22 protein-coding genes and 1 pseudogene are annotated in these 23087 nt (G+C 45.3%); 14 read left to right on the forward strand and 9 right to left on the reverse strand.

Annotated features, from left to right (window positions below):
- Positions 1-27: 27 nt before the first annotated feature.
- The 3 genes from glpK (at position 28) to V1498_RS09845 (ending at position 3998) form a co-directional block, all read left to right on the forward strand.
- Positions 28-1518, forward strand: a complete 1491-nt coding sequence (glpK, locus tag V1498_RS09835) for a glycerol kinase GlpK (RefSeq protein WP_409298631.1) — start codon at positions 28-30, stop codon at positions 1516-1518.
- A gap of 261 nt (positions 1519-1779) precedes the next feature.
- Positions 1780-1944, forward strand: a complete 165-nt coding sequence (locus tag V1498_RS09840; protein ID WP_409298633.1) for a glycerol-3-phosphate responsive antiterminator — start codon at positions 1780-1782, stop codon at positions 1942-1944.
- A 641-nt stretch (positions 1945-2585) separates the two neighbouring features.
- The gene (locus V1498_RS09845) at positions 2586-3998 is read left to right on the forward strand and encodes a Na+/H+ antiporter NhaC family protein (protein WP_409298635.1); all 1413 of its coding nucleotides are present in this window, start codon (positions 2586-2588) and stop codon (positions 3996-3998) included.
- A gap of 106 nt (positions 3999-4104) precedes the next feature.
- Here the strand turns inward: V1498_RS09845 and V1498_RS09850 are convergent, their stop codons facing one another.
- Entirely contained in the window at positions 4105-5298 is a 1194-nt protein-coding gene (locus tag V1498_RS09850) for a diguanylate cyclase domain-containing protein (RefSeq protein WP_409298636.1), read from the reverse strand.
- Between the two features lie 201 nt (positions 5299-5499).
- Complete coding sequence (locus V1498_RS09855) at positions 5500-6969, reverse strand: aldehyde dehydrogenase family protein (protein ID WP_409298638.1); 1470 nt, start codon at positions 6967-6969, stop codon at positions 5500-5502.
- A 144-nt stretch (positions 6970-7113) separates the two neighbouring features.
- Here V1498_RS09855 and V1498_RS09860 point away from each other — a divergent pair, with 144 nt between their 5' ends.
- The gene (locus V1498_RS09860; protein ID WP_409298639.1) at positions 7114-8127 is read left to right on the forward strand and encodes a S66 peptidase family protein; all 1014 of its coding nucleotides are present in this window, start codon (positions 7114-7116) and stop codon (positions 8125-8127) included.
- 59 nt (positions 8128-8186) lie between these two features.
- Positions 8187-8324: a hypothetical protein gene (locus V1498_RS09865; protein ID WP_409298641.1), complete on the forward strand. Its 138-nt coding sequence runs from the start codon at positions 8187-8189 to the stop codon at positions 8322-8324.
- A gap of 576 nt (positions 8325-8900) precedes the next feature.
- Here the strand turns inward: V1498_RS09865 and V1498_RS09870 are convergent.
- Positions 8901-9548 carry a class D sortase gene (locus V1498_RS09870; RefSeq protein WP_409298643.1) on the reverse strand — a complete coding sequence of 216 codons (648 nt, stop codon included), beginning with the start codon at positions 9546-9548 and terminating at the stop codon, positions 8901-8903.
- Between the two features lies 1 nt (position 9549).
- The gene (locus V1498_RS09875) at positions 9550-10989 is read right to left on the reverse strand and encodes a processed acidic surface protein (protein ID WP_409298644.1); all 1440 of its coding nucleotides are present in this window, start codon (positions 10987-10989) and stop codon (positions 9550-9552) included.
- 186 nt (positions 10990-11175) lie between these two features.
- Between V1498_RS09875 and V1498_RS09880 the strand changes: the two genes are divergently transcribed.
- Positions 11176-12234 carry a dipeptidase gene (locus V1498_RS09880; protein ID WP_409298646.1) on the forward strand — a complete coding sequence of 353 codons (1059 nt, stop codon included), beginning with the start codon at positions 11176-11178 and terminating at the stop codon, positions 12232-12234.
- Between the two features lie 50 nt (positions 12235-12284).
- Here V1498_RS09880 and V1498_RS09885 read toward each other — a convergent pair whose 3' ends face one another.
- On the reverse strand, positions 12285-12455 hold the full coding sequence (locus tag V1498_RS09885; RefSeq protein ID WP_409298648.1) for a hypothetical protein: 171 nt from the start codon (positions 12453-12455) through the stop codon (positions 12285-12287).
- A gap of 269 nt (positions 12456-12724) precedes the next feature.
- Between V1498_RS09885 and V1498_RS09890 the strand changes: the two genes are divergently transcribed.
- Together V1498_RS09890 and zupT are read left to right on the forward strand one after the other, a co-directional pair.
- Entirely contained in the window at positions 12725-13405 is a 681-nt protein-coding gene (locus V1498_RS09890) for a DUF975 family protein (RefSeq protein WP_409298650.1), read from the forward strand.
- 276 nt (positions 13406-13681) lie between these two features.
- Positions 13682-14491: a zinc transporter ZupT gene (gene zupT / locus V1498_RS09895; protein WP_409298652.1), complete on the forward strand. Its 810-nt coding sequence runs from the start codon at positions 13682-13684 to the stop codon at positions 14489-14491.
- Between the two features lie 245 nt (positions 14492-14736).
- On the opposite strand, the gene V1498_RS09900 is transcribed toward zupT, so the two are convergent.
- The gene (locus V1498_RS09900; RefSeq protein WP_409298653.1) at positions 14737-15855 is read right to left on the reverse strand and encodes an NAD(P)/FAD-dependent oxidoreductase; all 1119 of its coding nucleotides are present in this window, start codon (positions 15853-15855) and stop codon (positions 14737-14739) included.
- A gap of 186 nt (positions 15856-16041) precedes the next feature.
- Between V1498_RS09900 and V1498_RS09905 the strand changes: the two genes are divergently transcribed.
- From V1498_RS09905 to sigH, 4 genes are all read left to right on the forward strand, one after another.
- The gene (locus tag V1498_RS09905) at positions 16042-16800 is read left to right on the forward strand and encodes a GTP cyclohydrolase II (protein ID WP_409298655.1); all 759 of its coding nucleotides are present in this window, start codon (positions 16042-16044) and stop codon (positions 16798-16800) included.
- Positions 16787-17899: a bifunctional diaminohydroxyphosphoribosylaminopyrimidine deaminase/5-amino-6-(5-phosphoribosylamino)uracil reductase RibD gene (gene ribD / locus V1498_RS09910; RefSeq protein WP_409298657.1), complete on the forward strand. Its 1113-nt coding sequence runs from the start codon at positions 16787-16789 to the stop codon at positions 17897-17899. Before V1498_RS09905 ends, ribD begins: the two co-directional genes overlap by 14 nt.
- Positions 17896-18459, forward strand: coding sequence for a 5' nucleotidase, NT5C type (locus V1498_RS09915; RefSeq protein ID WP_409298658.1), 564 nt, complete (start codon positions 17896-17898; stop codon positions 18457-18459). Before ribD ends, V1498_RS09915 begins: the two co-directional genes overlap by 4 nt.
- A gap of 582 nt (positions 18460-19041) precedes the next feature.
- Entirely contained in the window at positions 19042-19695 is a 654-nt protein-coding gene (gene sigH / locus V1498_RS09920) for an RNA polymerase sporulation sigma factor SigH (RefSeq protein ID WP_409298660.1), read from the forward strand.
- 125 nt (positions 19696-19820) lie between these two features.
- On the opposite strand, the gene V1498_RS09925 is transcribed toward sigH, so the two are convergent.
- Both V1498_RS09925 and cdaS read right to left on the reverse strand, forming a co-directional pair.
- Positions 19821-20174 (reverse strand): hypothetical protein, encoded by a 354-nt coding sequence (locus V1498_RS09925; protein ID WP_409298662.1) that lies wholly within the window; start codon positions 20172-20174, stop codon positions 19821-19823.
- A gap of 129 nt (positions 20175-20303) precedes the next feature.
- Positions 20304-20863: pseudogene (cdaS, locus tag V1498_RS09930) on the reverse strand (sporulation-specific diadenylate cyclase CdaS).
- A 246-nt stretch (positions 20864-21109) separates the two neighbouring features.
- On the opposite strand from cdaS, the gene V1498_RS09935 reads away from it, so the two are divergent.
- Complete coding sequence (locus V1498_RS09935) at positions 21110-21685, forward strand: LemA family protein (protein WP_409298664.1); 576 nt, start codon at positions 21110-21112, stop codon at positions 21683-21685.
- A gap of 1 nt (position 21686) precedes the next feature.
- Entirely contained in the window at positions 21687-22418 is a 732-nt protein-coding gene (locus V1498_RS09940) for a TPM domain-containing protein (RefSeq protein WP_409298665.1), read from the forward strand.
- A 100-nt stretch (positions 22419-22518) separates the two neighbouring features.
- On the opposite strand, the gene V1498_RS09945 is transcribed toward V1498_RS09940, so the two are convergent.
- A complete protein-coding gene (locus V1498_RS09945; protein ID WP_409298667.1) occupies positions 22519-23076 on the reverse strand; it encodes a hypothetical protein in 558 nt (185 codons plus the stop codon).
- Between the last annotated feature and the right edge of the window lie 11 nt (positions 23077-23087).

The raw sequence follows: 23087 nt of genomic DNA on the forward strand, positions 1-23087 counted from the left end.
ACTTAATAAAGAAATAGGGGGATATTCATGGAAACTTATATCATGGCACTCGATCAGGGAACGACCAGTTCAAGAGCGATTCTTTTCAACAAAAAAGGTGAAATCATCCACACCGCTCAAAAGGAATTCACCCAGCATTTCCCAAACCCGGGCTGGGTGGAACATAACGCAAACGAAATATGGGGATCCATTCTTGCTGTCATTGCAAGTGTGCTGGCAGAGTCAGGAATCAACCCAGAGCAGGTTTCCGGCATCGGTATTACCAATCAGCGGGAAACAGCTGTTGTTTGGGACCGTGAAACAGGTAAGCCGGTATACAATGCCATTGTCTGGCAGTCGAGGCAGACAAGCGGCATATGCAATGAGTTAAAGGAAAAGGGCTATAACGATCTCTTTAGAGAGAAAACAGGTCTGTTAATCGATGCTTATTTCTCAGGGACGAAGGTGAAGTGGATCCTTGACAATGTGGAGGGTGCCAGAGAAAAGGCGGATCAAGGGAAGTTGTTGTTCGGTACAATTGACACATGGCTCATTTGGAAACTTTCTGGAGGAAAGGCACATGTCACCGACTACAGCAATGCTTCAAGGACCCTCATGTTCAATATCTACGACTTGAAATGGGATAATGAGCTGCTGGATATATTAGGAGTTCCTGAATCCATGCTCCCTGAGGTAAGGTCTTCTTCAGAAGTATATGCCAACACCGTGGATTATCACTTCTTTGGCAGGGAAATACCGATTGCCGGTGCTGCCGGAGACCAGCAGGCGGCGCTGTTCGGGCAGGCATGCTTTGAAAAAGGCATGGCAAAAAACACGTATGGGACAGGCTGTTTTATGCTTATGAATACTGGTGAAAAGGCTGTCAGGTCAGAGCATGGTCTGCTGACAACACTTGCCTGGGGCTTGGATGGCAAAGTTGAATATGCCCTTGAAGGAAGTATTTTTGTTGCCGGCTCAGCGATCCAATGGCTGCGTGATGGGATGAGGATGCTTAAGAATGCGAAGGACTCGGAAGATTATGCGGCAAAAGTGGAATCCACCGATGGCGTCTTTGTAGTGCCGGCGTTCGTCGGACTTGGGACCCCATACTGGGATAGTGATGTAAGAGGAGCGGTGTTTGGCTTGACCAGAGGAACGACCAAGGAACATTTCGTAAGGGCGACCCTGGAATCCTTGGCTTACCAGACAAAGGATGTCCTGTCTGCAATGGAAGCCGATTCAGGCATTGAGCTGAAAACCCTCCGTGTGGATGGGGGTGCGGTGAGTAATAATTTCTTGATGGAATTCCAGAGCGGCATTTTAAATGTACCAGTAGAAAGACCGGTTATAAATGAAACGACTGCACTTGGGGCGGCCTATCTTGCAGGGCTTGCCATCGGATACTGGGAGAGCCAGGAAGAGATTTCTCGCCAATGGGCGATCGATCGCACTTTTGAACCGGAAATGACTGAGAGCAGTAGAGATAAATTATATGAAGGCTGGAAAAAGGCTATAAAAGCAACAATGGCTTTTAAGTAGAGGGTTCCTCCCATTCTCGCATCACTTAAAATGCCGCCTCTTTTCTGTAATTAGCTGGTTCATAGATTTTAATGGCATATAAACAATTAGATCAGCTAAAAAGAAAGAGAGGCGGCACCGATGCAGAATGTACTGCCGGCAACTAAATTTTTAAAAGATTCAAAAAAGTTTCTAGAAAGCTCATTAGAAATAGGCTTATTTTTAGACTTACATATCGCGTAGTTGAAAAATCGCCAGCATGGCTGGACAATATATTAAAAAATGATCTGCCGCGTGGATTTGATCCAAAGGCTGAAAAGAGATGGTATAGAATTCGTATTACAGGAATTAAAGCATTATGGACTAATCTCAACGAAATCCAGTGTTATTTTAAAAGCGAAGCAAAAGGGAGTGATAGCCATCCGGCGCATGTTCCTCTTGGCTTAACACGCTTTTGAGAAGACCTACGCTACTCTCCGCGATTTAAACGCCTTCAACTTCCAGGAAAGCCTCCCCTCAGGGAAGAATGAGCAATTGTCCGTCTTTCTCCACTATTGGTTTCAGACGATTCAATTGACACCCCATTTATCTCTTTCCACATACATAAAAAGGAACCATCGAAAAGAAGGAGGGCCCCGCTTATTTATTGCTCAGCTCTTTATCCATATAGGAATGGGGGATTGCTGGCAGTATGATTTTAATGGAAGCACTGTGGTTTTACCGCCTGTCTATTCTTGGCTCATCATTATGAGATTTAATGATTTTGAAGCAGGTCATTAGACCGATTCCGTTCTCTTTTTCCTTAGTTGTGTAAAAGGGTTCACCATCCAGTTGTGATTCGATCTTTGTGGATGTCTACGACTTGGTTGATGATTATTACAGATTTATGGCTGGCTTTGTACTTTGTGTCTTTGACATCGATCTTCGCGCCAGAAGGCATAGCTTCCAGGGCGTTCTTTAAAAGATTTAGAAAAACCGGCTTGAGCTGTTTTTTCTCACCGCTTTTTACCCCCCTCGAGATTTAGATTGCATGAAAATCTGCTCTCAATCACACGCTATTCAAAAAGCAGGAAGGGCAGGTGTGGTAAATGGATAAAGAATGGCTTTCCATCATTCCGTTCCTTTTGGTCATACCGATAGCCGTAAAAACGAAACAGGTACTTCCCGGCTTATTCGCCGGACTTATGACCGGTTCATTCTTCCTGCAGCCAACGCTTGCAGGAGGACTTCAGAAAACCTTGGACTTTCTTGTAAAAGGCTTGATAGACTCAGGAAACATCAAAATCCTGCTATTTCTGTTTTCTTTTTCAGGGCTGATAGGAATGATCAAGATTTCTGGGGGAATCAAAGGCTTTGTGGAGGCTGCTTCAGAGAGGATTCACACAAAAAGAGAGGCACTTCTACTTACCTACGTTTCCACCCTTGGCACGTTTGCTGCTCCAAGCTTCCGTTTTGTCACGATAGCCCCGATTATGAGGGCGCTCTTAAAACGGGTCAGCATGTCGACCCGTGAGCTGGGTTTTGTAATCGAAACGACTGCCACACCTGTCATCGTTTTGATTCCCATTGCAACGGCCTTTGTGGGATACATGACTTCCATAGTAGATTTGTCCCTGCAGAATGAACAAATTCCGGGTGATCCTTATACACTCTTCATCAAGAGCATACCCTTTAACTTCTTTTCCTTTTCCCTGATATTGGTGGGGATATATTTAAGTTTTTTCCACAAATCACATACAGGAGGGAACGGCGACCCTGATCAAATTGACAAGGAAGGGGAGGGGAATGATTGGCATGACTGTGATGCTGCAGTCCATGTTTCTCTTCCATCGAAACCATGGAACCTGCTTCTCCCGTTAATTATTGCTATTCTCCTTACTCTTGCATTTACCTGGTGGGACGGCCGGAAGGAGGGGAGGGGTTTCCTGTCTGCCTTCATCTACGCAGATGTAATGGGAGCGATGCTTTCTGCCCTTTTGCTGACTGTCATTCTGTTTTTCGTTTTCTTAAGAATTCAACGATTTAAAACAGCTGAGCTCGTCACAAGCTTCCTTGAGGGAGGGAATGAGATGATGTCAGTGATCATGCTGCTTGCTGTCGTCTGGGGGCTTTCATCAGCAACAGAACAGCTTGGCTTTGCGGGTTTCATTACCAGTCATACTGGGTGGATTCCCCATTCGGCATTGGTTCCTCTTTTATTTTTATTCGGGGGGACGGTCTCCTATGTAATAGGGTCAGCGTGGGGAACCTGGGGAATATTGATGCCCCTCGGCATTTCCATTGCTGCCTCTAATGGAATTTCCCTTCCGCTTGTCATCGGGGCCGTATTTGCCTCAGGAACCTTTGGCGCTTTTGCCTCTCCGCTTAGCGATGATACGAATACCATTGCCAGAATTTTGGATCTCCCGGTCATCAGCTACGCAAGGTTTAAATTAAAGCCGGCTTTGGCGGCAGCGGGCATCTCTGCCGTCTGCTATGGCATTACCGTCTTCTTTTCGTAAACATATTCTACCTTACGACCTGAATAAATCATTACGAAGGACTCCCTGTTTTTATAGACATAAAAAATAGAGACCTGCAACGGGTCTCTTTGAATTTTATACAAGTTCAGGTGTAGAGGATGAATTGGTTTTTGCCATTGCGCTTGGCTTCATATAGCGCAAGGTCTGCACACTTTTTGAGCGCCTCAGCGGAATCGGCCTTTTCAGGGTAGAAAGCTCCTCCTCCAGAGATGGACACTTTGACTGTACTGCCCTGGAAGTTCAGTGGATTATGATCGAGATAGGACTTTAACTCAAGGAAAATGCTTTCAAGATCCACCTGGTAGGCATCCTTTAGAATGAACATGAATTCATCACCGGCATAGCGGTAAGCCTTCCGACTCGCTGATGCAAGTCTTTTCATGGCGCTTGCCAGCCTTTTCAGGTACAGATCCCCAGCCTGATGCCCGAAATGGTCATTGACTCCTTTAAGTCCATCAGAATCAATCATCAATAAGGCAACCGGCGCATCGCTGCTCGTCATCATTTTTTCCAGGTCGGAGTGAAAAGCACGATAATTTCCCAGGCCCGTCATTTCATCTGTCTGAGAGAGCTCATAATTCTCTGAGTATAGCCTTGCAGTCACGATGGAGCTGATAACCTGGTTGCCGATGATCTTCAGGAGGTCCTCATGTTCCCTCCTATAAGCAAACTCGCGGTTGCTTTGTGCAGAAATAACTCCCTTTACTTGATCATCAATCAATAAAGGGACAAAAATGCAGGTATTTCCTTCACCGGTTCCGATTATATAATTAAATTCATCCAATTCCTTAGCCGTTTGACCATGAATGGTTTCCTTTGATGTGATAACCTTTGCGGTAAAACTGTTATCATCGAAAGGGATTTCTGTTGCCAAAAGGAATTCGCCATCATCCATCATGAAAGGGATTTGAATTTTCTGATTTTCTTTATCGTATAAGGCAATAAAGAATGCGTCAGTCGGCATAACCTGTGAAACAAGATTATAAGCTTCTTCCATCAGCACTTTTTCATCGAGCGTCTGAGAACAGGTTCTGCCAAAATCATGTAGAATCCGGAGATGCTCATTGAGCCAGGTCATATCAAGGATCCTCTCGTTGATATTCTGGAGCTCAGAATGGATGCAGGCAAGGAGCCTGCCTGGATTGTCAGCGGCGAAGCCGTGCTGAAAATCCATGTACTGTTTTTCTGCTACTCTAAATGCAGGTGTTCCTACAGCTCTAATCAGGTTCAGTGTTTCACTCAGCAGGCCACCAAGCGGCTGGGTCTTATTGTCATTCATATTTACACTCCATATTTAAACGTAATATTACAAGAACCGGCTAAACTATCTTTCTAGAATTATAGCATTTATTCCCAATGTAAAACTATACAATCCCTATAATTAAATTATAAATTAAATATTTTAAGAATTGTTAATCATTTTATGCTTTTGAGTAAATTTCCGCAAAAAAACCGGGTACTGAGACCCGGTTCTGCTATATCATTTTAATCCTTCTGTGAAAGACCCATAATTCCTCCGGCCATGCTGTATTCCGATCCATTTCATGGTGGTGAACTCCTCGAGGACCCATTCCCCATTAAACCGCCCGAGACCTGAATCTTTTTCTCCTCCAAATGGAACATGTGCCTCATCATTCACGGTCTGGTCGTTTACATGAATCATCCCGGTATGGATGGAGCGGGCAACCTTTACACCGCGTCCGATTTCCCCGGAATGAACGGCTCCACTCAGACCGTACGGATAAGAATTCGCCATTTCAATCACTTCTTCCTGTGATGAGAAAGGAATGATGGCAGCCACCGGACCGAAAATTTCATTGACGGCAATCGGCATGTCATTGGTTACCCCGGATAATACGGTAGGCTGCAATACATTGCCGTTCACTTCTCCGCCCAGCAGTACTTCGGCTCCCTGTCCGACACTTTCCTGGATATCCTTCAGAATGCGATCGACCTGAGCCCGGTTGATAAGAGGCCCTACATGTGTATCCTTTTCGGCCGGGGAACCATACTTCAGCTTGGCTGCCATGGAAGTGAAGCGTTCTGTGAAGGCATCGACCAAGCTTTCATGAACAAATATACGGTTTATAGCCATACATATCTGTCCCTGATGATAAAACTTGCCGAAGAGGGCTGATTCGACTGCATAATCAAGATCGGCATCCTCCAGCACGATAAAGACATTGTTGCCGCCAAGCTCGAGGGCAGCTTTTTTTAAATTTTTTCCTGCCAGCTCACCTATATGTCTGCCAACCTCAGTAGACCCGGTAAAGGAGATAAGGCGGGGGATAGGATGTGTGACGATATCATCGCCAATTTCAGAGCCTTTTCCTACAACTACATTCAGGAGTCCTTTCGGAAGTCCGGCAGCTTCAAAGATGCTGGCAAAAATCAGGCCGCCCGTGACCGGCGTATCCGAAGCCGGCTTAATGACCACTGCATTCCCCGAAGCAAGGGCTGGTCCGATTGAACGGATGGCCAGGTGGAGCGGGAAATTCCAGGGGCTTATGATGCCTATGACACCAAGCGGGCTGCGATAGACCCGGTTTTCTTTGTCAGGATAGATGGAAGGAAGGATCCGCCCTTCCATCCGGAATGGGAAGGAGGCGGCTTCCTTCATGATGCTGATGGATGCCTGCAGCTCTACACCCGCTTTCATGACTGTGCTTCCGGCTTCCTTTACAAGCCACTCAATGATCAAATCCTGATTTTCTTCCATGATCGCAACTGCTTTTTCTATTATTTTCCTTTTGTTCTGTGGAAGCTCGCTGGCCCATTCCCGCTGTGCCCGTTCTGCCGCTTTATAGGCTTCGTCTAGGTCTTCTTTACTTGCCGATTGTATCAAAGTGAGTTCTTCACCGGTAAATGGGTTTGTATTCTTCATTTTCTTTGTACTTGAGCCATCTTTCCAAACTCCATCTATATAAATTTTTGAGAAGTCTGTATTCATGATTTAATCGCCCCTTTTTTAGTTAACTTCATCTGGCTTTTTACCTCCAGCCTGTTTTTTCTAAACGTTACAGCTGGCCAAGTTTTGATTGCCGGTCAGAACGATCACTGGTAAAATAATGAAAAATCAAGAGGGGGGATCACATTGATCATTTATCCAGAACTAAAGAACGGAGATGCAATTGCTGTTACTGCCCCGTCATCAGGTGTTCCGGTGGAGTTGCACAGCCTTCTTTACCAGGCTTGCGAAAGGCTTGAAAAAAAGGGATACAGAATTCAGCTTGGCGATACAGCAGGGAAACAGGAAAAGGCGAAATCAGCACCTGCCGCTGTCCGGGCTGCCGAATTGAACGATCTTCTCTTAAACCCTGCTCTCGGGCTTATTCTCCCTCCATGGGGAGGAGAACTGCTGATAGAAATTCTTGAATATGTGGACTTTAAGAAAATCAGGCCTAAATGGGTGCTGGGATATTCTGATGTGAGTTTGCTCCTCTTGGCCATCACTCTGAATACCGGCATCGCTACTGCACATGGAACAAACCTTGTGGACCTCAGGGGTGATTTTTCTGACAGCACAACGGCCATGTGGGAGAAAGTTCTTTCTGCCGGCAGGGGAAATACCATTACTCAAACTTCTTCACTTCTATATCAAAAAAAGTGGAATCATGAAGACCCTTCACCATGTGTTTTTCATTTGACAGAGGCGACAGAATGGAAAGTGGCAGGCAGCGAGAATGCAAAGATAAAAGGGAGGCTGCTGGGAGGGTGCCTGGATATTATCAGGCATATCGCCGGGACTCCGTTTGCAGATATTGACCGGTTCCGGGAGAAGCATATTGGACATGAACCAATTCTCTGGTACTTCGAGAATTGTGAAATGAATTGCACTGAATTGAGGAGGACACTCCTGCAATTAAAGTTAACAGGCTGGTTTAAGGGAATATCAGGAATCATGTTTGGCAGGAGCAATGCAAACCAGCCGGTTGAAGGGTACGAAGCAGCCGATTTATACCTGGAGCTGACACAGGAGCTCGGAGTCCCGGTTATTTACGATATTGACTGCGGCCATATGCCGCCGCAAATGACGCTCATCAATGGGGCATGGGCGGAGGTTGAAGTGTCAGGCGGGAAGGGGAGCGTGGTGCAAAAATTCGTATAAAAGGTAATTGAGGCTTTGTGATTGCAGGAATACCATGCCAAAAAGAGGAGAAGGGCACAGTGATTATAAGAAAGGCTGTATATCCAGATGCAGCCGGGATTGCAAGCGTACATATTGAGAGCTGGAAAAACAGTTATAAACACATTGTACAGGACTCATATCTTGCTGCGATGGATTTGAATGACAGGATTGACTAATCAAGAATCGAGTCATAAACTAAGCCGGCTAGGGCAAGAAAGAGCTTCCCCTAGCCGGCTCGTCTTATGCTTGGATAACGCTTAAGTCAGACTAAGCTTCTGTCACAGCAATCGCTTGCCAATCAGCAAGTCTCCTTTCGCTAACGCATAAGCGCGACTAAGCTTCTGTCTTCTCTTACACTCGCCAATCAGCAAGTCTTCTTTATCGGGTTTCTGCCTGCCATAATAGAGACAATTTCAATATAAGTACCTGAACATTGAGCTATAAATCAGTTTTATTGTGCAGGCGCCGCATTTTTCACTTTTCATTGCGAGAGCAGCGGGAAAGGTGAGACCCCGCCGGAAAAACCGAGGAGGCTCATCGACCGCCCCGCTGAAAGCGAGTGCCTGGAGCGGAAATCCACTTTTTTGTCTAATAGCCACCATATTTGTGAAAACAGCCTTTTTAAAACAGGGGTAAGATTATTGAGGAAGATGAATTGGAAATAGGAGGATGCCAATACCGGGAAGCAGCTTATTATTGGGAGAACATAGATAAAATACAGATAAAGCTGGCTGAATAGGAATGGATGCCATTCAATCAGCCAGCTTCTGGTCTGCAAGATATGCTGTAAGGATATAACGTTCAGGGGCAGAACCTGCAAAATGAAAAGGATAGCAGGTGCTTACCGTAAGAGTTGCCCTTGGTTTAGGAACGATCACTGTCCGGTCATTGGCATCAACGATTCGGACCTTGTATACTTTATAGGTGAATTCCCCAGCTGAGGTCTGGACGATAAGTTCGTCTCCTTCGCCCACATCGCCCAGCTTCCTGAAAACCGTGTCACGATGGCCTGAAAGGACTGAATTATCCTGTTCACCGGGAAGGACACTGCCTGCAAAATGACCCACTCCCTTTACAAGTTCATCCTCGTCAGTTCCATGGAAGATAGGAAGCTTTGCATGGAGTTTAGGAATGATCAAATCACCGATAAGATCCCCCTGCTTCGGCCGTTCAGGATAAAGAATCCCTGGGGCGCGCTTCTCTTTTTTCAGTGGAGCTGCAGATGCATGACTTTCTTTGCCTGCAGGTGCATGGGAAGAAGTTTTGTATAGGAAATACCCCATGGCGAATTTATATAAATTTGTCGTCGAAAACCAGACTCCGCCGCCTATCAGTATCAGTGAACATAGAAGAAGAATCAACCGCCCCCGGCGGTTGATCTTTTTATTTGTTCTTGTCATCTTATGCTGCCCTCAGTTTCCGGAAAAGGAAGAATCCGGAGAGAATCAGGATCAAGCCGATGGCTGCATTGGATATATAACTGGATGCTGTTTTTGGAAGCTTTGCGCCGTTTACCGTCTTATGGGAGGGATCCGGCTTTTTCGCAGTTTTGATCAAATGTGCTGGTTTTACCTTTTTAGGCGCTGCATTAGTCTGCTTAACTTCTTTGACAGATTCTTTGATCTGGTTTCCTTTATCCTGTATGGCATCTGAATCCACCATTTCGCCAGTAATGATCAAATCGGCAAGGAATTCGCCCTTAGAGTTATACAGCATGATTTTGAGGCTGGCGCCTTTTAGTTCATCCAGCTTAAGCAGGTCTGCGATCGTTATGGGATGATCCTTGCCATCCTTCACGAGGAAGTAAGCTGCCTTTAAATCAAAGATTGCCAGAAACTCGTCATAAATGGAAATCACTTCTGCGATATCCGCAGCTGTGAGTTCATCGATGGTTTCAAAATCGTCAAAACCGGCCATCCTGTCCCCAAGTGCCTCCATTCGTTCAAGAATGGCTGGATCGGCAAGTTTAGATTCAATTGAATTTAGATGATTTTCTATCTTAGTCAGCTCTGCCTGTGTTAAACCAAGTTCATCTTCAAAAATCGGCATCATGTCCTCAGCGGCGTTATCATCTGAATCGCCGCCTTCTGTAAAGCTCCATACATCCTCTTCTAATTGGTCGATGAAAATATAATCATCGATTTTTTTACCGTTTTCTTTGAGGAGGGCAAACAATTCTGCCTGGGTCAATCCGTAATTTTCCTGGAAGTAATCCAGATTTCTAAAATCCTTTTGTATAACATCTCCCAGTGTTTCACGAACTTCTTCCACACTGCTGTAGTAGGCAAGCTCATCTCCCCAGCCCGCAATATAGCTTTCAATAAATGTCTTTGTGACTGGAATGCCACGGGTTGCGGATATATCCTCTAAGTAACTCTGAAGATCTGCCTCAAATGAGGGGTCCTGGACAACCTCTCCGTCTTCTTCTTCATCGGGATTCGGCTCATCCAGATAAGAAGAAACTGCATCATAAAGATCATCCACATAAATATAGTCACTCAGCTCTTCGCCATAGGACTTCAGAAGCTTTTCAAGGCTTCCGGCATCTAATTCGTATTCTTCATATATTCCATTCAGATTGCTAAGGTCTTTCTTGATAACCCTGCCCAGGAAGAAATTAAGTTCACTGACCTTCTGGAAATCTGCCAGAGTGGTTTCGTAAGCTGCAAGCACTCTCTCAAGATCGGCAATGGTGACTTCCTTCCCGCGGATCAAACTTGCTTTTTCTAAATAGGTTTTCAGGTCATTATTGAATTGGGGTGATTGAGCTGCGTGTGTGATACCCGGAAAGAAGGCAAGCAGCAAAGATAAAGATAATAAAATGGCGCCCAGTTTTTTCATGCATATCTCCCTTTTTGTTATGTATCAAAACTATGTTTCTAGAAAATTATAAGATACTGTGGATAAATAGACAATGAGGATAATATTTCCAATTCAGGCGCGAAGCAATAGTGAAATTCAAAGTTGAAATACCATGCATATGCTAAAATGGAAATATCAGAAAATTCAGGAGGTGTAGTTTAACTCATGTATCCGATATTTGATGGACATAATGATACGCTATTAGATTTACTAAAGGGGGAAAAAGGGGAGCCCCGATCCTTTTATGAGGACACCCGTAAGGGGCATCTGGATTATCCCCGAGCAATAAGGGGAGGATTTGCCGGCGGTTTTTTCGCAATGTACACGCCAAATCCTGAGCCGGGGAAAAAGACCATCTTAACAGAACAGGGATATCAGGTTCCGCTTGCCGAACCTATTTCCCATGAGTATGCTTTCACACATACAAAAGCGATGGCCCAAACGCTGTTTCAATTGGAAAAGGAATCAAATGGGAGGGTCAAAGTAATAAGGAAAGCGGAAGAATTAGCAGACTGCATCAAACGTGGAGTTATGGCAGCCGTGTATCATATTGAGGGTGCAGAGGCCATTGATCCTGATTTCAGAAACCTTCATCTTTTTTATAAAGAAGGACTGAGATCTCTTGGGATTGTATGGAGCAGGCCGAATCGATATGGTGAAGGAGTTCCGTTTCAATATCCATCCTCTCCTGATATGGGCGGCGGACTCACCGGGGAAGGACTTCGCTTGGTGAAGGAGTGCAACAGGCTCGGAATCATGATTGATACATCGCATTTAACTGAGAAGGGTTTCTGGAATACAGCAGAAGTATCTGATGCCCCCATTGTTGCCAGCCATTCCAATGCCCATGCCATTTGTGCCCATTCACGAAATCTTACCGACAGTCAGCTTGCGGCAATTGCTTCAAGCGGGGGAGTAGCCGGGATAAATTTCTCAGTCAGCATGCTTCGTCAAGACGGCGGGCGGGATCCGGATACCCCGCTTATGGAAATCGTTAGGCATATTGAGTACATAGCAGAAAAGTTCGGAGTTGACCATGTTGCTTTTGGATCGGATTTTGACGGAACCTTCATACCCAATGAAATAGGGGATGTCACCGGCCTGCCGAAGCTTCTTTCTGCCTTGAAAGCCAGGGGCTTCCGGGATAGGGATATCAGGAAGATAGCCTATGAAAATTGGCAAAGAGTATTACTTAATACCTGGAAGGAACCAGTGCCGGTATAAGAAAAACGCGGGAGAGGCAGATCCTTTCCCGCTATCCTCTTGCACTGAAGTTAATTCTTCATTTTGTCTAAATCATTATGTACTTTCAAAAGACTGGATAATAATGCCCTGAATTTGCTTTTATCCTGATGGGGTGTTTCATCCAGTTCCTTTTTGATCTCATGGCTTCTATTTAAAAGGTCATTTATTTTTTGCTGAAGTTTGCAGTTCGTACTTTCCATTGCTTTCTTTCTCCCATAAATTAATTTCTTATCTTACTATAATTTATCAGAAAAACATTACCAATAGGTGTATCTTTTATTAAAAATTCATTTCATTCGTATCCATCCTATTACTTATGAGCTTATTTTTCTTTTAAAAAATCAGGAATAAAGACTGAATGGAAAAATAGGATTATAGTCAGGCGGAGGGAAGGATTAACACTGAAATTCTTGTATCATTAAGGAATTTACGGTGGTATAATCTTCCTGATGTAAAGGAGGAGAAAAGATTGACTATATCGGGCATCAAACAAGAAGCAAAAATTACGTTAAAAGGAAGGTGGGGGCTGGCGGTACTCCTGACTTTCTTGTACTTCCTAATTACGGTGGTCCCCAGTCTTGCAGTGGAAATAGGTACTGCAGGGGGATTGGATAATTGGCTGTACCAGGAGAGTCCGACACCGGGTGCGCAGGCTTTCAATATTATATTCACCCTTGCCCTGTTCCCGCTTTCCGCTGGATACTATTGGTTCTTCCTGTCTGAATCCAGGAGAGAGGGCCGTCCCATTTCTTATGCTTTTTCCATTTATAAGAACCCGGGCTTATCATTAAAGATCATAGGCGCGTATATCATGATCAGCATCTTCACCATACTTTGGACTTTATTATTGATCATACCAGGAATCATAAAAGGGATATCCTATTCACAAACCATATTCATCCTGAAAGACAATCCGGAGCTGTCAATTTTTGAAGCGATCAGAAAAAGCAAAAAGCTGATGAAGGGACACAAATGGAAGTTCTTTCTTCTGTCTCTCAGCTTTATCGGGTGGGGCCTCCTCACCATCTTCACCCTGGGCATAGGATTGTTGTGGCTCATTCCATATACCCTTACTTCATGGTGTGTTTTTTACAACCGAATCAGTCATGTGCACGAGGATGACCATACAGAAAAAGAAATACAAATTTAGAATTTTGTTTCAAGAGGCTGCCCGAAAGCATATGCTTTTGAGGTATCCTCTTTTTTTTTGGCTGTTAACGCATAGATTGCGGCTATTGAATAAGAAAGTTGATTACCAGTGCAGGCAATGACTTTTAGCAGGGCGTGCGGTTTACTACTCAAATTCTAGACAGTGCCCCAGGACAAGATTTTGATTTAGCTCTAATATTTAGTCCTGTTTTAAAATGTTGGATAGAGTAAACTTTTTGTGCTATATGTCATACTTATATGCCAAGGGGGGAAACACATGGAGGAAAACGTACTGCTTGCAATCGGGCTTACTTTATTTGCAGGGCTGGCAACGGGGATCGGAAGCCTGCTGGCCTTTTTTACTAAAACAACAAATACTAAATTTCTCTCAATAGCACTTGGTTTTTCTGCTGGTGTCATGATATATGTATCGATGATTGAAATATTTGTGAAAGCAAAGGATGCGCTCGTGAACGCGCTGGGTAAAACTGGCGGGAATTGGGCAACTGTGGCAGGATTTTTCGGGGGGATATTACTAATAGCGGCTATTGATAAATTCATACCGAAGCAGGGAAATCCGCATGAATTGAAAACGGTTGAGGAAATGAATCCACCTGGAAATCCGGCTGTCGATCCGGCTCTTCTCAAGATGGGAACCTTCACTGCACTGGCCATCGCCATTCATAATTTTCCGGAAGGGATCGCGACCTTTGCGTCGGTCCTGCAGGACCCGGCCCTTGGCTTTGCCATTGCTTTTGCGATAGCCATTCATAATATTCCAGAGGGGATAGCTGTATCGGTACCCGTTTATTTTGCAACTGGAGATAAGAAGAAAGCATTCAAATTATCTTTTCTTTCGGGGTTGTCTGAGCCGGTAGGAGCCATCGTCGCATACTTTATTCTAATGCCATTTCTCAATGACATTATGTTCGGCATCATTTTTGCTGCGGTCGCCGGGATTATGGTTTTCATTTCACTTGACGAACTGCTTCCGGCCGCAAAAAAATATGACGAGGACCATCTGTCCATTTATGGCTTAATCGGCGGGATGGCCGTAATGGCACTGAGTCTGCTTCTATTTATATAATCTGGAAGCTGGATTGGCAAGAACAGCTGCATAGAAAAAGGAGTCCGGAAAATAGCTATCCAGACTCCTTTTCTTCTATTTTAGGCATAAAAATAATAAGACTTTTTTCAAAAAACTCCTTCTTAAACCGGAGCGTGAGAAGAGTTCGCTGTGATAAAAACAATATACCAGCTTCCAATACAGTCTTAAGTCACCTATCTTCCGAAAAAAAACCACAAGTTTAACACGCAAATCGACAATAATAACTATAAAGTTTCTATAGCATTTTCAATATTATAATCCAACAGGTTGATATCAAGCTTCCTGCCAAGAGCCAGGTCTGCAAGCTGGGAACCGAGATAGGGGCCGGAGGTTAGGCCCGAGGCGCCCAATCCATTTCCTGCGATGAGGCCCTCCCAGCCGGGCACATGGCCGATGACTGGAAGAAAGCCGGGAGTATAAGGCCTGAAGCCTGTTCTGACTTCCAGCAGAGATGCATTAGAGAGGCTGGGCGCCACCATAAATGCCTTGGACAGGATTTCATGCACGCCTCCTGCTGTCGGCATTGGGTCATAGATCTCTGTGTCTTCATGAGTGGTCCCGCAAACGATGCGGTTGTCGCTTAAGGAAAGAAGATACTGGCTTCCGGGGGGCATGACTACTGGCCAGTGGGATGTCTGAATATCCGCGAGCTTCATATGAACGATCTGCGCTTTCTGGAAGCTGACCTTGAATTGTATTCCAAGCGGTGCAAGCAGGTCCCGGCTCCATGCCCCGCCGCAGGATATTACTCTGTCGGCATGGATGGTTTCTGTCCCCGTCTTGATCCCGGTGACTGCTCCTGTTCCTTTAATAAGTTCAGCAGTGCCTGAAATCACCCTGGCGCCGGATTTCTTTGCGGCATTTAACAAGGCATCTCTTAACGCCCTGCCATTTACCCTGCCGGCGCCGGATATATAAACGGCACAGAATTCTTCGTTCAACAGGGGGTATATCTCTCTTGCTTCTTCAGGGGAAAGTGTCTGGATCTGTCCTATCTCAGGAGCATCTTCCCTTCGCTCTACCGCCCTTTCCTTCAGTTTCTGTATTTTGCCCTGATCGGTGTGAAGGCTGATGGCCCCAACACGGTCGTAGCCAGTATCGGTTTCTCCGTCTTCAGCCAATTCATCAATCAAAGCAGGGTAATAAGCGGCCCCTTTCTTTGCCAGATTGTACCAGGCTTTATTGCGGCGCTGTGATATCCAGGGGCAGATAATTCCGGCAGCCGCAGCGGTAGCTCCGCCATCATCGCCGCGGTCAGCGATGATAACATCAGCACCTGCCTTTGCGAGCCGGTAAGCGGTGGATGCGCCCAGGATTCCTGCCCCAATTACAATGATTCTCATTTTTCACACTCATTTCTATACAATTAAATGGATTGGCATAAGTATTATAATCTTTTGTCATGGAATTTAATAACTTGGCACGCGGCACCCCAAACTTTTTTATAACTCTAAAGTGTTTAAATTTGATAACATATTACATGCCGGAAGGAAAAATAAACACACTAATAAAAAAAGGATGTTCTGTTTATGAATGTAACCAAATTGGATGAAAGAGTCATATCCATACTTAAAGATAAAATCGAGACTATCGGAACCGATCAGGGAGCGATCTATTTGGTCGGTCCAATCAAGCTTCCTGTGAATTTATATGGAGAAACCATCGTATTCCAGTGGTATTGCTGGCTTAACTGTGATGAAGAGACGGCAAGCTATGAGAAAATCATAGATAAGCTGTCTTCACAGAATCTGGCGGAACTGCAGCAATCGAGTGTCCTGGTTTACGGAGATTTTGAACAAGGAGAAGAAGCCCTGATCCGTATGCATTCCATCTGTCATACAGGGGACATATTCGGCAGCAAACGCTGTGACTGCGGCTATCAGCTCAAGCAGTCCTTGAAGATGATTGCAGAACATGGCACTGGAGCCCTTTTCTATCTTGCGAATCATGAAGGCAGGGGAATCGGTCTTTTCAGCAAGGCAATGGCCTATGTTCTTCAGGAGAATGGCTATGATACCGTCGATGCAAACATTCAATTAGGGTTTGTTGATGATTCAAGGAATTACAGCGATGCCATCGCGGTCCTGAAATCGCTGAGGAGCAAACCGGTGACCCTGATCACGAATAACCCAAAGAAACTAAAAGCGCTTGAGGAATCCGGGATGCTTGTATCCGGCAGGACACCGATATGGGGAGATATTTCAGAGTTCAACGAAAAATATCTGCAGACTAAAATCAACCGTTCCGGTCATTTGCACAATGAAGGGCACACTGATGAGCAGCCATGAGTTTTATATGAAACTGGCCCTTGAGAGTGCTGCTGCCATGAAGGGGCAGACCGATCCCAATCCTCTTGTAGGCTCAGTAATCGTCAATCATAACAGGATTGTCGGGATAGGTGCCCATTTAAAGGCGGGCGGACCTCATGCGGAAATCCATGCGCTCCGGATGGCTGGCGAGGAAGCGGCCGGAGGGACTATCTATGTGACACTTGAGCCTTGTTCCCATCATGGAAGAACTGGCCCATGTGCGGAGGCAATCGTGGCAGCAGGCATTAAAAGGGTGGTCATTGCAGCCGGAGATCCCAATCCTCTTGTATCAGGCCGCGGGATATCTATTCTTGAAGGGGCAGGAATTGAAGTGATCAGCGGGATCCTTGAACAGGAATCGGTAAGGATGAATGAGGTATTCAATAAATATATTGCTGAGCAGCTTCCATTTGTCACCCTTAAGTCAGGAATCACATTGGACGGCAAAATTGCTTCCCGCAGCAATCACAGCAAGTGGATTACTTCTGAGGAAGCAAGGCTAGATGTCCAAAGGATGCGAAATGAAAACAAGGCGATCTTAGTTGGCGTCGGCACCGTCATTCACGATGACCCGTCCCTTACAGCCCGCATCCCAAATGGCCGCAATCCCATCAGGGTGATCATGGATACCACTCTTAGAATTCCGCTGGGTGCGAAAGTCATACAGGATCGGGAAGCTGAAACATGGATCTTCACCGGAAGCCGTTACGATGTCAAGAAAATGGAGCGGCTTAAGGAACTCGGAATCAAGGTTTTCACCACAAACAGCCCAAGTGGGGTTGATCCTGTCCAGCTTCTTCATACTTTAGGTGAAAAACAGGTTTCCTCACTTCTGATAGAAGGCGGGGGAACGGTAAATGCTGCCTTCCTTGAACAAGGACTGGTGGATAAGGTTGTGTTATATTTGGCTCCTAAGATAATAGGCGGGCGCAATGCACCAACCTTTTTCGAAGGAACCGGATTTGAAAAAATGTCAGATGCGCTTGAATTTAAGGATTACAGCATGACCCCGGTTGGTCCTGATTTTAAATTCATCGGTTATCCTGGCAATCCATCTATGAAGGGACCAGGAAAATGAGAATCGGCTTTGACATCGACGACACACTGATCAATCTGCGTGAGCACGCATTTGGTCTATATCAGAAAAAATTAGGCAAAGAGATTCCCATCGAAATATTCCGCGCTTTAAAAACGGTTGAAATTCATGAGCCTTTCGGAATGGATGCAGCACAGGGGAAGACAATGTGGAACGGCCTGCTCGAAGAGATTTATTACACGTCCTGCCCGCCATTTGAATCAGCCGTGGAAGCCCTGCAGCAGCTGGACAGGGAGGGCCATGAGATATTCTATATCACGGCCAGGCCGGCTGAACACGGGGAACGGACCAGGGAATGGATGCAGGAACAGGGGTTTCCCATGCAGCCGGAAAGATTTTTCTGCGGAATGAGGGATGAAGAAAAAATACGCACCATCCAAGAGCTGCAGCTGGATTACTATTTTGATGACAAACCGGCAGTGATCCGCACTCTTGCAGGGGAAAAAGTGAACGTATTTGTGATGGATCAATCTTATAATCAGGATCTCCAGATGCCGAGGATTAAAGATTGGTCACATATTCATGATATTTTGGAAAAATGATAGAGGCTGCCCGCTTTGGAAAACGGGCAGCCTTCTCTATGATCTCCCAGGTTCAGGTTTTATTTACCGTGGGGCAAAAAGAGGAAAGATTGGATGGCGATATCCTCAGCAAAGCCCCATTTTCAGTATTCAGTACTGTAAATGAAAGATCGCCCGTTTTCCGACTGGTCCGTGCTGTTTAGTTAGAGGATGAAATAGCACACTGAATAGTGTAGACTGGAAATAAGATAATATGCAGACTATTCTTAATTTAAACTAGGGCTTTCTCCTTAATATATCCCTAAAATCCCTTAAGAATCTGCAGGAAATATAACCAAGGCGGCCAGTATGGAACATAAAAAAGCTTAACTCTTCGTTATTTACCTGGAACTTCAGTAAAATTCTCTGCCCGCAGCAAATGACGGCTGTCAAGATTAGTCGATATTTGCTGATATCATTCATGCCTGCCCCCTGTTAATATAAATTTATATTAATTAACAGGATATAGGCGGCCCGCATCGTAAGGACGGTTTTAGCTACATAGGCAACGATCTGGAAGCTGGCTGGATATTGACTCATCAAACATATTGGAGGGATCCTATAGTGAGTATAAACTTCGGAGTTAGCCTGGCAGACCATCCTGCAAAATTGAACGATGAAGCGCTTGTCAGGCGCGTTCAAGGCGGGGATGGAGAATCATCTGAAATTCTGATCAATAAATACCGTAATTTTGTCCGGGCGAAGGCTGGTCCGTATTTCCTGATCGGGGCAGATAAAGAGGATATCATTCAGGAAGGGATGATTGGGCTTTTTAAAGCCATGCGTGATTATAAAGAGGACAAGCTTTCCTCTTTCAAAGCCTTTGCTGAGCTTTGTGTAACCAGGCAGATCATAACGGCCATCAAGACCGCAACAAGGCAGAAGCATTTACCGCTCAATTCTTATGTTTCATTGGATAAGCCCATCTACGATGAAGATTCCACACATACACTGATGGATATCATTCCTGCGGCCAAGATCATGAATCCGGAAGCCTGGATTATCAATCAGGAAAATGCCGATGATATCGAGCTGAAAATGGCAGCGCTGCTGAGTGATCTGGAGCGAAGGGTGCTGGCGCTGTACATGGATGGACAATCCTACCAGGAGATATCCTATGAGCTGAATACTCATGTTAAATCAATAGACAATGCACTGCAGAGGGTAAAACGAAAGTTGGAGCGTTATCTGGAACTGAGAGAGGTTATCCATTCTTAATCATGGCAAACGGCGATTTCTATATGAAGTCGTTTTTTTTTGATTCCCGGAATTGTATGTAAATCTGCTTTAAATACATAAAACAGGCGATATAAAGAGTTTTATACCGCCGCAGGATAGTAATTTTAGCTTTCTTGATCCTGGTCCTGGTCCTGGTTTTGGTCCTGATCAGAATCTGAATCAGCTTCTGAACGGGATCGGACTCTCGATCTTGAATCAGAATCAACATGGATGTCAATGCAAAAATCTACTTTTGCGTTGCCTGAATTGTGGATTTTAGAGTTGGCATGTGAATTGCTTTTATTATGATTTTTCAGTTCATTATCACTGTCATTATTATTGTTTGAATCATTTCTGCTGTGTACATCGCTGTCTACATCCGAGTTTGACCTGGATTTATTTCTGACATCATTATCAATTGTGAAATCCACATTTGCATCAGAATTTGATTTGGATCTTCCGTTTCTGCTTTTTCCCATATTATATCCCCTCTCACCTTTTCTAAGATTACTGTATTCATCTCCAATGAAAAAGGAATGGACAAATATCCATCCCGCGGAATTTTTTATAAAATAGCCGGGACTGAAAGTACGAGTAATCGGGCCCCTTCAGTGAAAAAGCTGGATGGTGGATATGGGATACAGCTCCCCGCCTATAGCAAAAGAGATATGTCCTGTTTCCACTGATACGACCAGTACCAGAGCGTCGCTAATTTCTGATAGTCCGATGGCGGCCCTATGCCGCGTCCCAAGTTTTTTTTCGCTAATCTCTGTACGGGTCAGCGGAAGAACGTTGGCAGCTGATATCATTTCGTCTGACCTGATCAATACAGCTCCGTCATGGAGGGGATTGCCAGGGTAGAAGATGGTTTCCAGCATAACAGACATCAGGGAGGCACCCGCTTCCGTTCCCTTTTGGATCAGAGAAAGGAGGCTGTCTTTCCGTTCGATTGCTATTAGGGCTCCATATCGGTGTCTTGCTAGGTTTTGAATGGAATTGAAAGAACTTCGGATTTTTCCGTATAGGCGGACAGACAGCAATCCAGATAAAACGCCGCAGCTGCTGACTCAAGGGTCAAGAAGTCTCCCTTTATTTTTTCGAGGAGTCCAAGCAGGCATTCGTTTTCTTTCCCTAAGGCTTCCAGGCTGTTTTCCAGGTTTACGATCATTCCTTCTATCCCTTTTTCCAATTTTGTTCTTAATGGCGAGAAATCGCAATGAATCGAAAGGAAAGTCCTCCTTATGGTTTTTTTGGATCCAGGCGGCGGTATGTGTAAGGGGTAAAGCTGCCTTCTTTTTTTGCAGCTTAAAGCCTCTTCCATTCCATCCAAAATAATTTGGTTTAATGAAGCCTCGAAAAAGGGAATTCTAAATGGAATAAACGTGAACCTACAGCAAAGAATGGAGTGTGAATTATGGCAAAACGATCGTTAGGGCCTATTATTATCATTGGCGGCATTCTTGTTGTCCTGATTTTCATGCTGATGGGCAGCTATAACGGGTTTGTAAATGCTGAAGAAAATGTAGATCAATCATATGCCCAGATAGAAAACCAGCTGCAGCGGAGGCTTGATTTGATCCCAAATCTTGTGAATACGGTGAAGGGCTATGCTGCCCATGAAAAAGAGACAATAGAAGCTGTATCGGATGCAAGGGCCAGGCTGGCAGGCGCCAGATCGCCGGAAGAAGAGGCGACTGCCAATGCAGAACTCAGCGGTGCGCTCAGCAGGCTGCTGGTTGTGGTCGAGAATTACCCCAACCTGAAGGCGGACAAGCAGTTCACTCAGCTCATGGATGAGCTGGCAGGAACTGAAAACCGGATTTCAGTGGCAAGAAAGGATTATAATGAGGAAGTTTCCATATACAATAAAAAAGTTAAACGTTTCCCAGGTGCCCTTGTTGCGGGGATAACCGGATTTGATAAAAAGGAATATTTCAGGGCAGATCCTAAATCACAGGAAGCTCCAGACATAGATTTTGGAGGAAAGTGATATGCGTCCAGGAAATAGAGCGGCCTTCTTCATGTTCGTTCTCCTTTTCATTCTCGGTGCAGGCAGGTCTTTGGCGGCTGCACCTGAGCCCATCCCGCGGTCCCCTGGTGACATTTATGTACAGGACCATGCCAATGTGTTGAATCCAAGCGAGGAAGCCCAGTTGATTCAGCTCGGGCGGGCAGTTGAGGACAGGACGACAAACCAGGCTGCCCTTCTTACTGTCCAGACGATCGGAAATGAATCCATCGAGGAGTATGCGAATAGAGCTTATCGTGAACTTGGGCTTGGAACGAAGGAGAAGGATAATGGCGTGCTCCTGGTACTTGCAATGAAGGAGAAGAAAATCAGGATTGAGACGGGATATGGTCTGGAGGGAGAACTTCCGGATGGCCGGGCAGGCAGGATCATTGATGAGAACGCCCTGCCCAGCCTGAAGGCAGGAAGGCCTAATGAAGCGGTCATCAAGACGTACGGTGCAATCGCAGATGCTATTTCAGGCGGCGCAGGTAAAGATAATACGGCCTCTGAGCAAAAAGGAAGCAGCATTCCTGACTGGCTTCTTATTCTTATCGTGATTGCTTTCGTCTTTATCGATATAACCTTCTTTGGAGGAACTCTTACCTTTTTCCTGTTTTCCCTCATCGGAAGAGGGGGAGGGGGAAGAGGAGGCGGCCCCCGGGGCGGCGGCGGAGGTTCTTCAGGCGGCGGAGGTGCGAGCCGGGGCTGGTAGGAATAAGAAAAAAAGGGCAGCAGGCCGCATTCGGCTGCTGCTTTTTTGATTCCGACAGCTTAACAAAATTCTTCCGCCGAAAGCAGTTCGTGAATCTCCCTCACCTTCTGGAACGGATGCCGGCCCATGTCCCGGCAGCCAGGCCGCCCAGGCTGTCTGTTATAAGGTCCGTCATCGTATCCTTGTTTCCACCGCCCTGTAGAGTCATCCCGAATAGCTGATCAGAAGTAAATTCGTACACTTCCCATAAAACTCCGCCAAAAACTGCAAATGAAAACGTAAAAAGGAAAACAAACCAGGGGGAAATATGTTTTCCTGCATCTCGTTGGACCAGCCTTTCATATAGCGCGATGCCCATGAATCCGAGTAAAATCCCGCTGAGGCCGTGAAGGAAGGAATCCCACCAGCCAAGATGATACCAGCCGCGGACAGAGCCGAGATATTGTGAGGCAGTAAGGAAAAGAATGTAGCAAATGGTGAGGGGACCGTTAAAGCTAATGTGTATTAAAGGAAGGAGCAGAGGAATGGCACCACAGAGAATCCCCGCTGCTGCCACTGATGCTTTGAACGTTTCCCCATTGACATAATAGATAACAGCCAGGAAAGCCATAAAAAAAACATATAGATAACAGAGAACTTTAATCAGTTTTTTATCCATTTTTACACCTC

It is taken from the genome of Paraperibacillus marinus (genome assembly GCF_046237605.1).
In the GTDB taxonomy this organism is placed as follows: Bacteria; Bacillota; Bacilli; order Bacillales; family DSM-1321; genus Paraperibacillus; species Paraperibacillus marinus.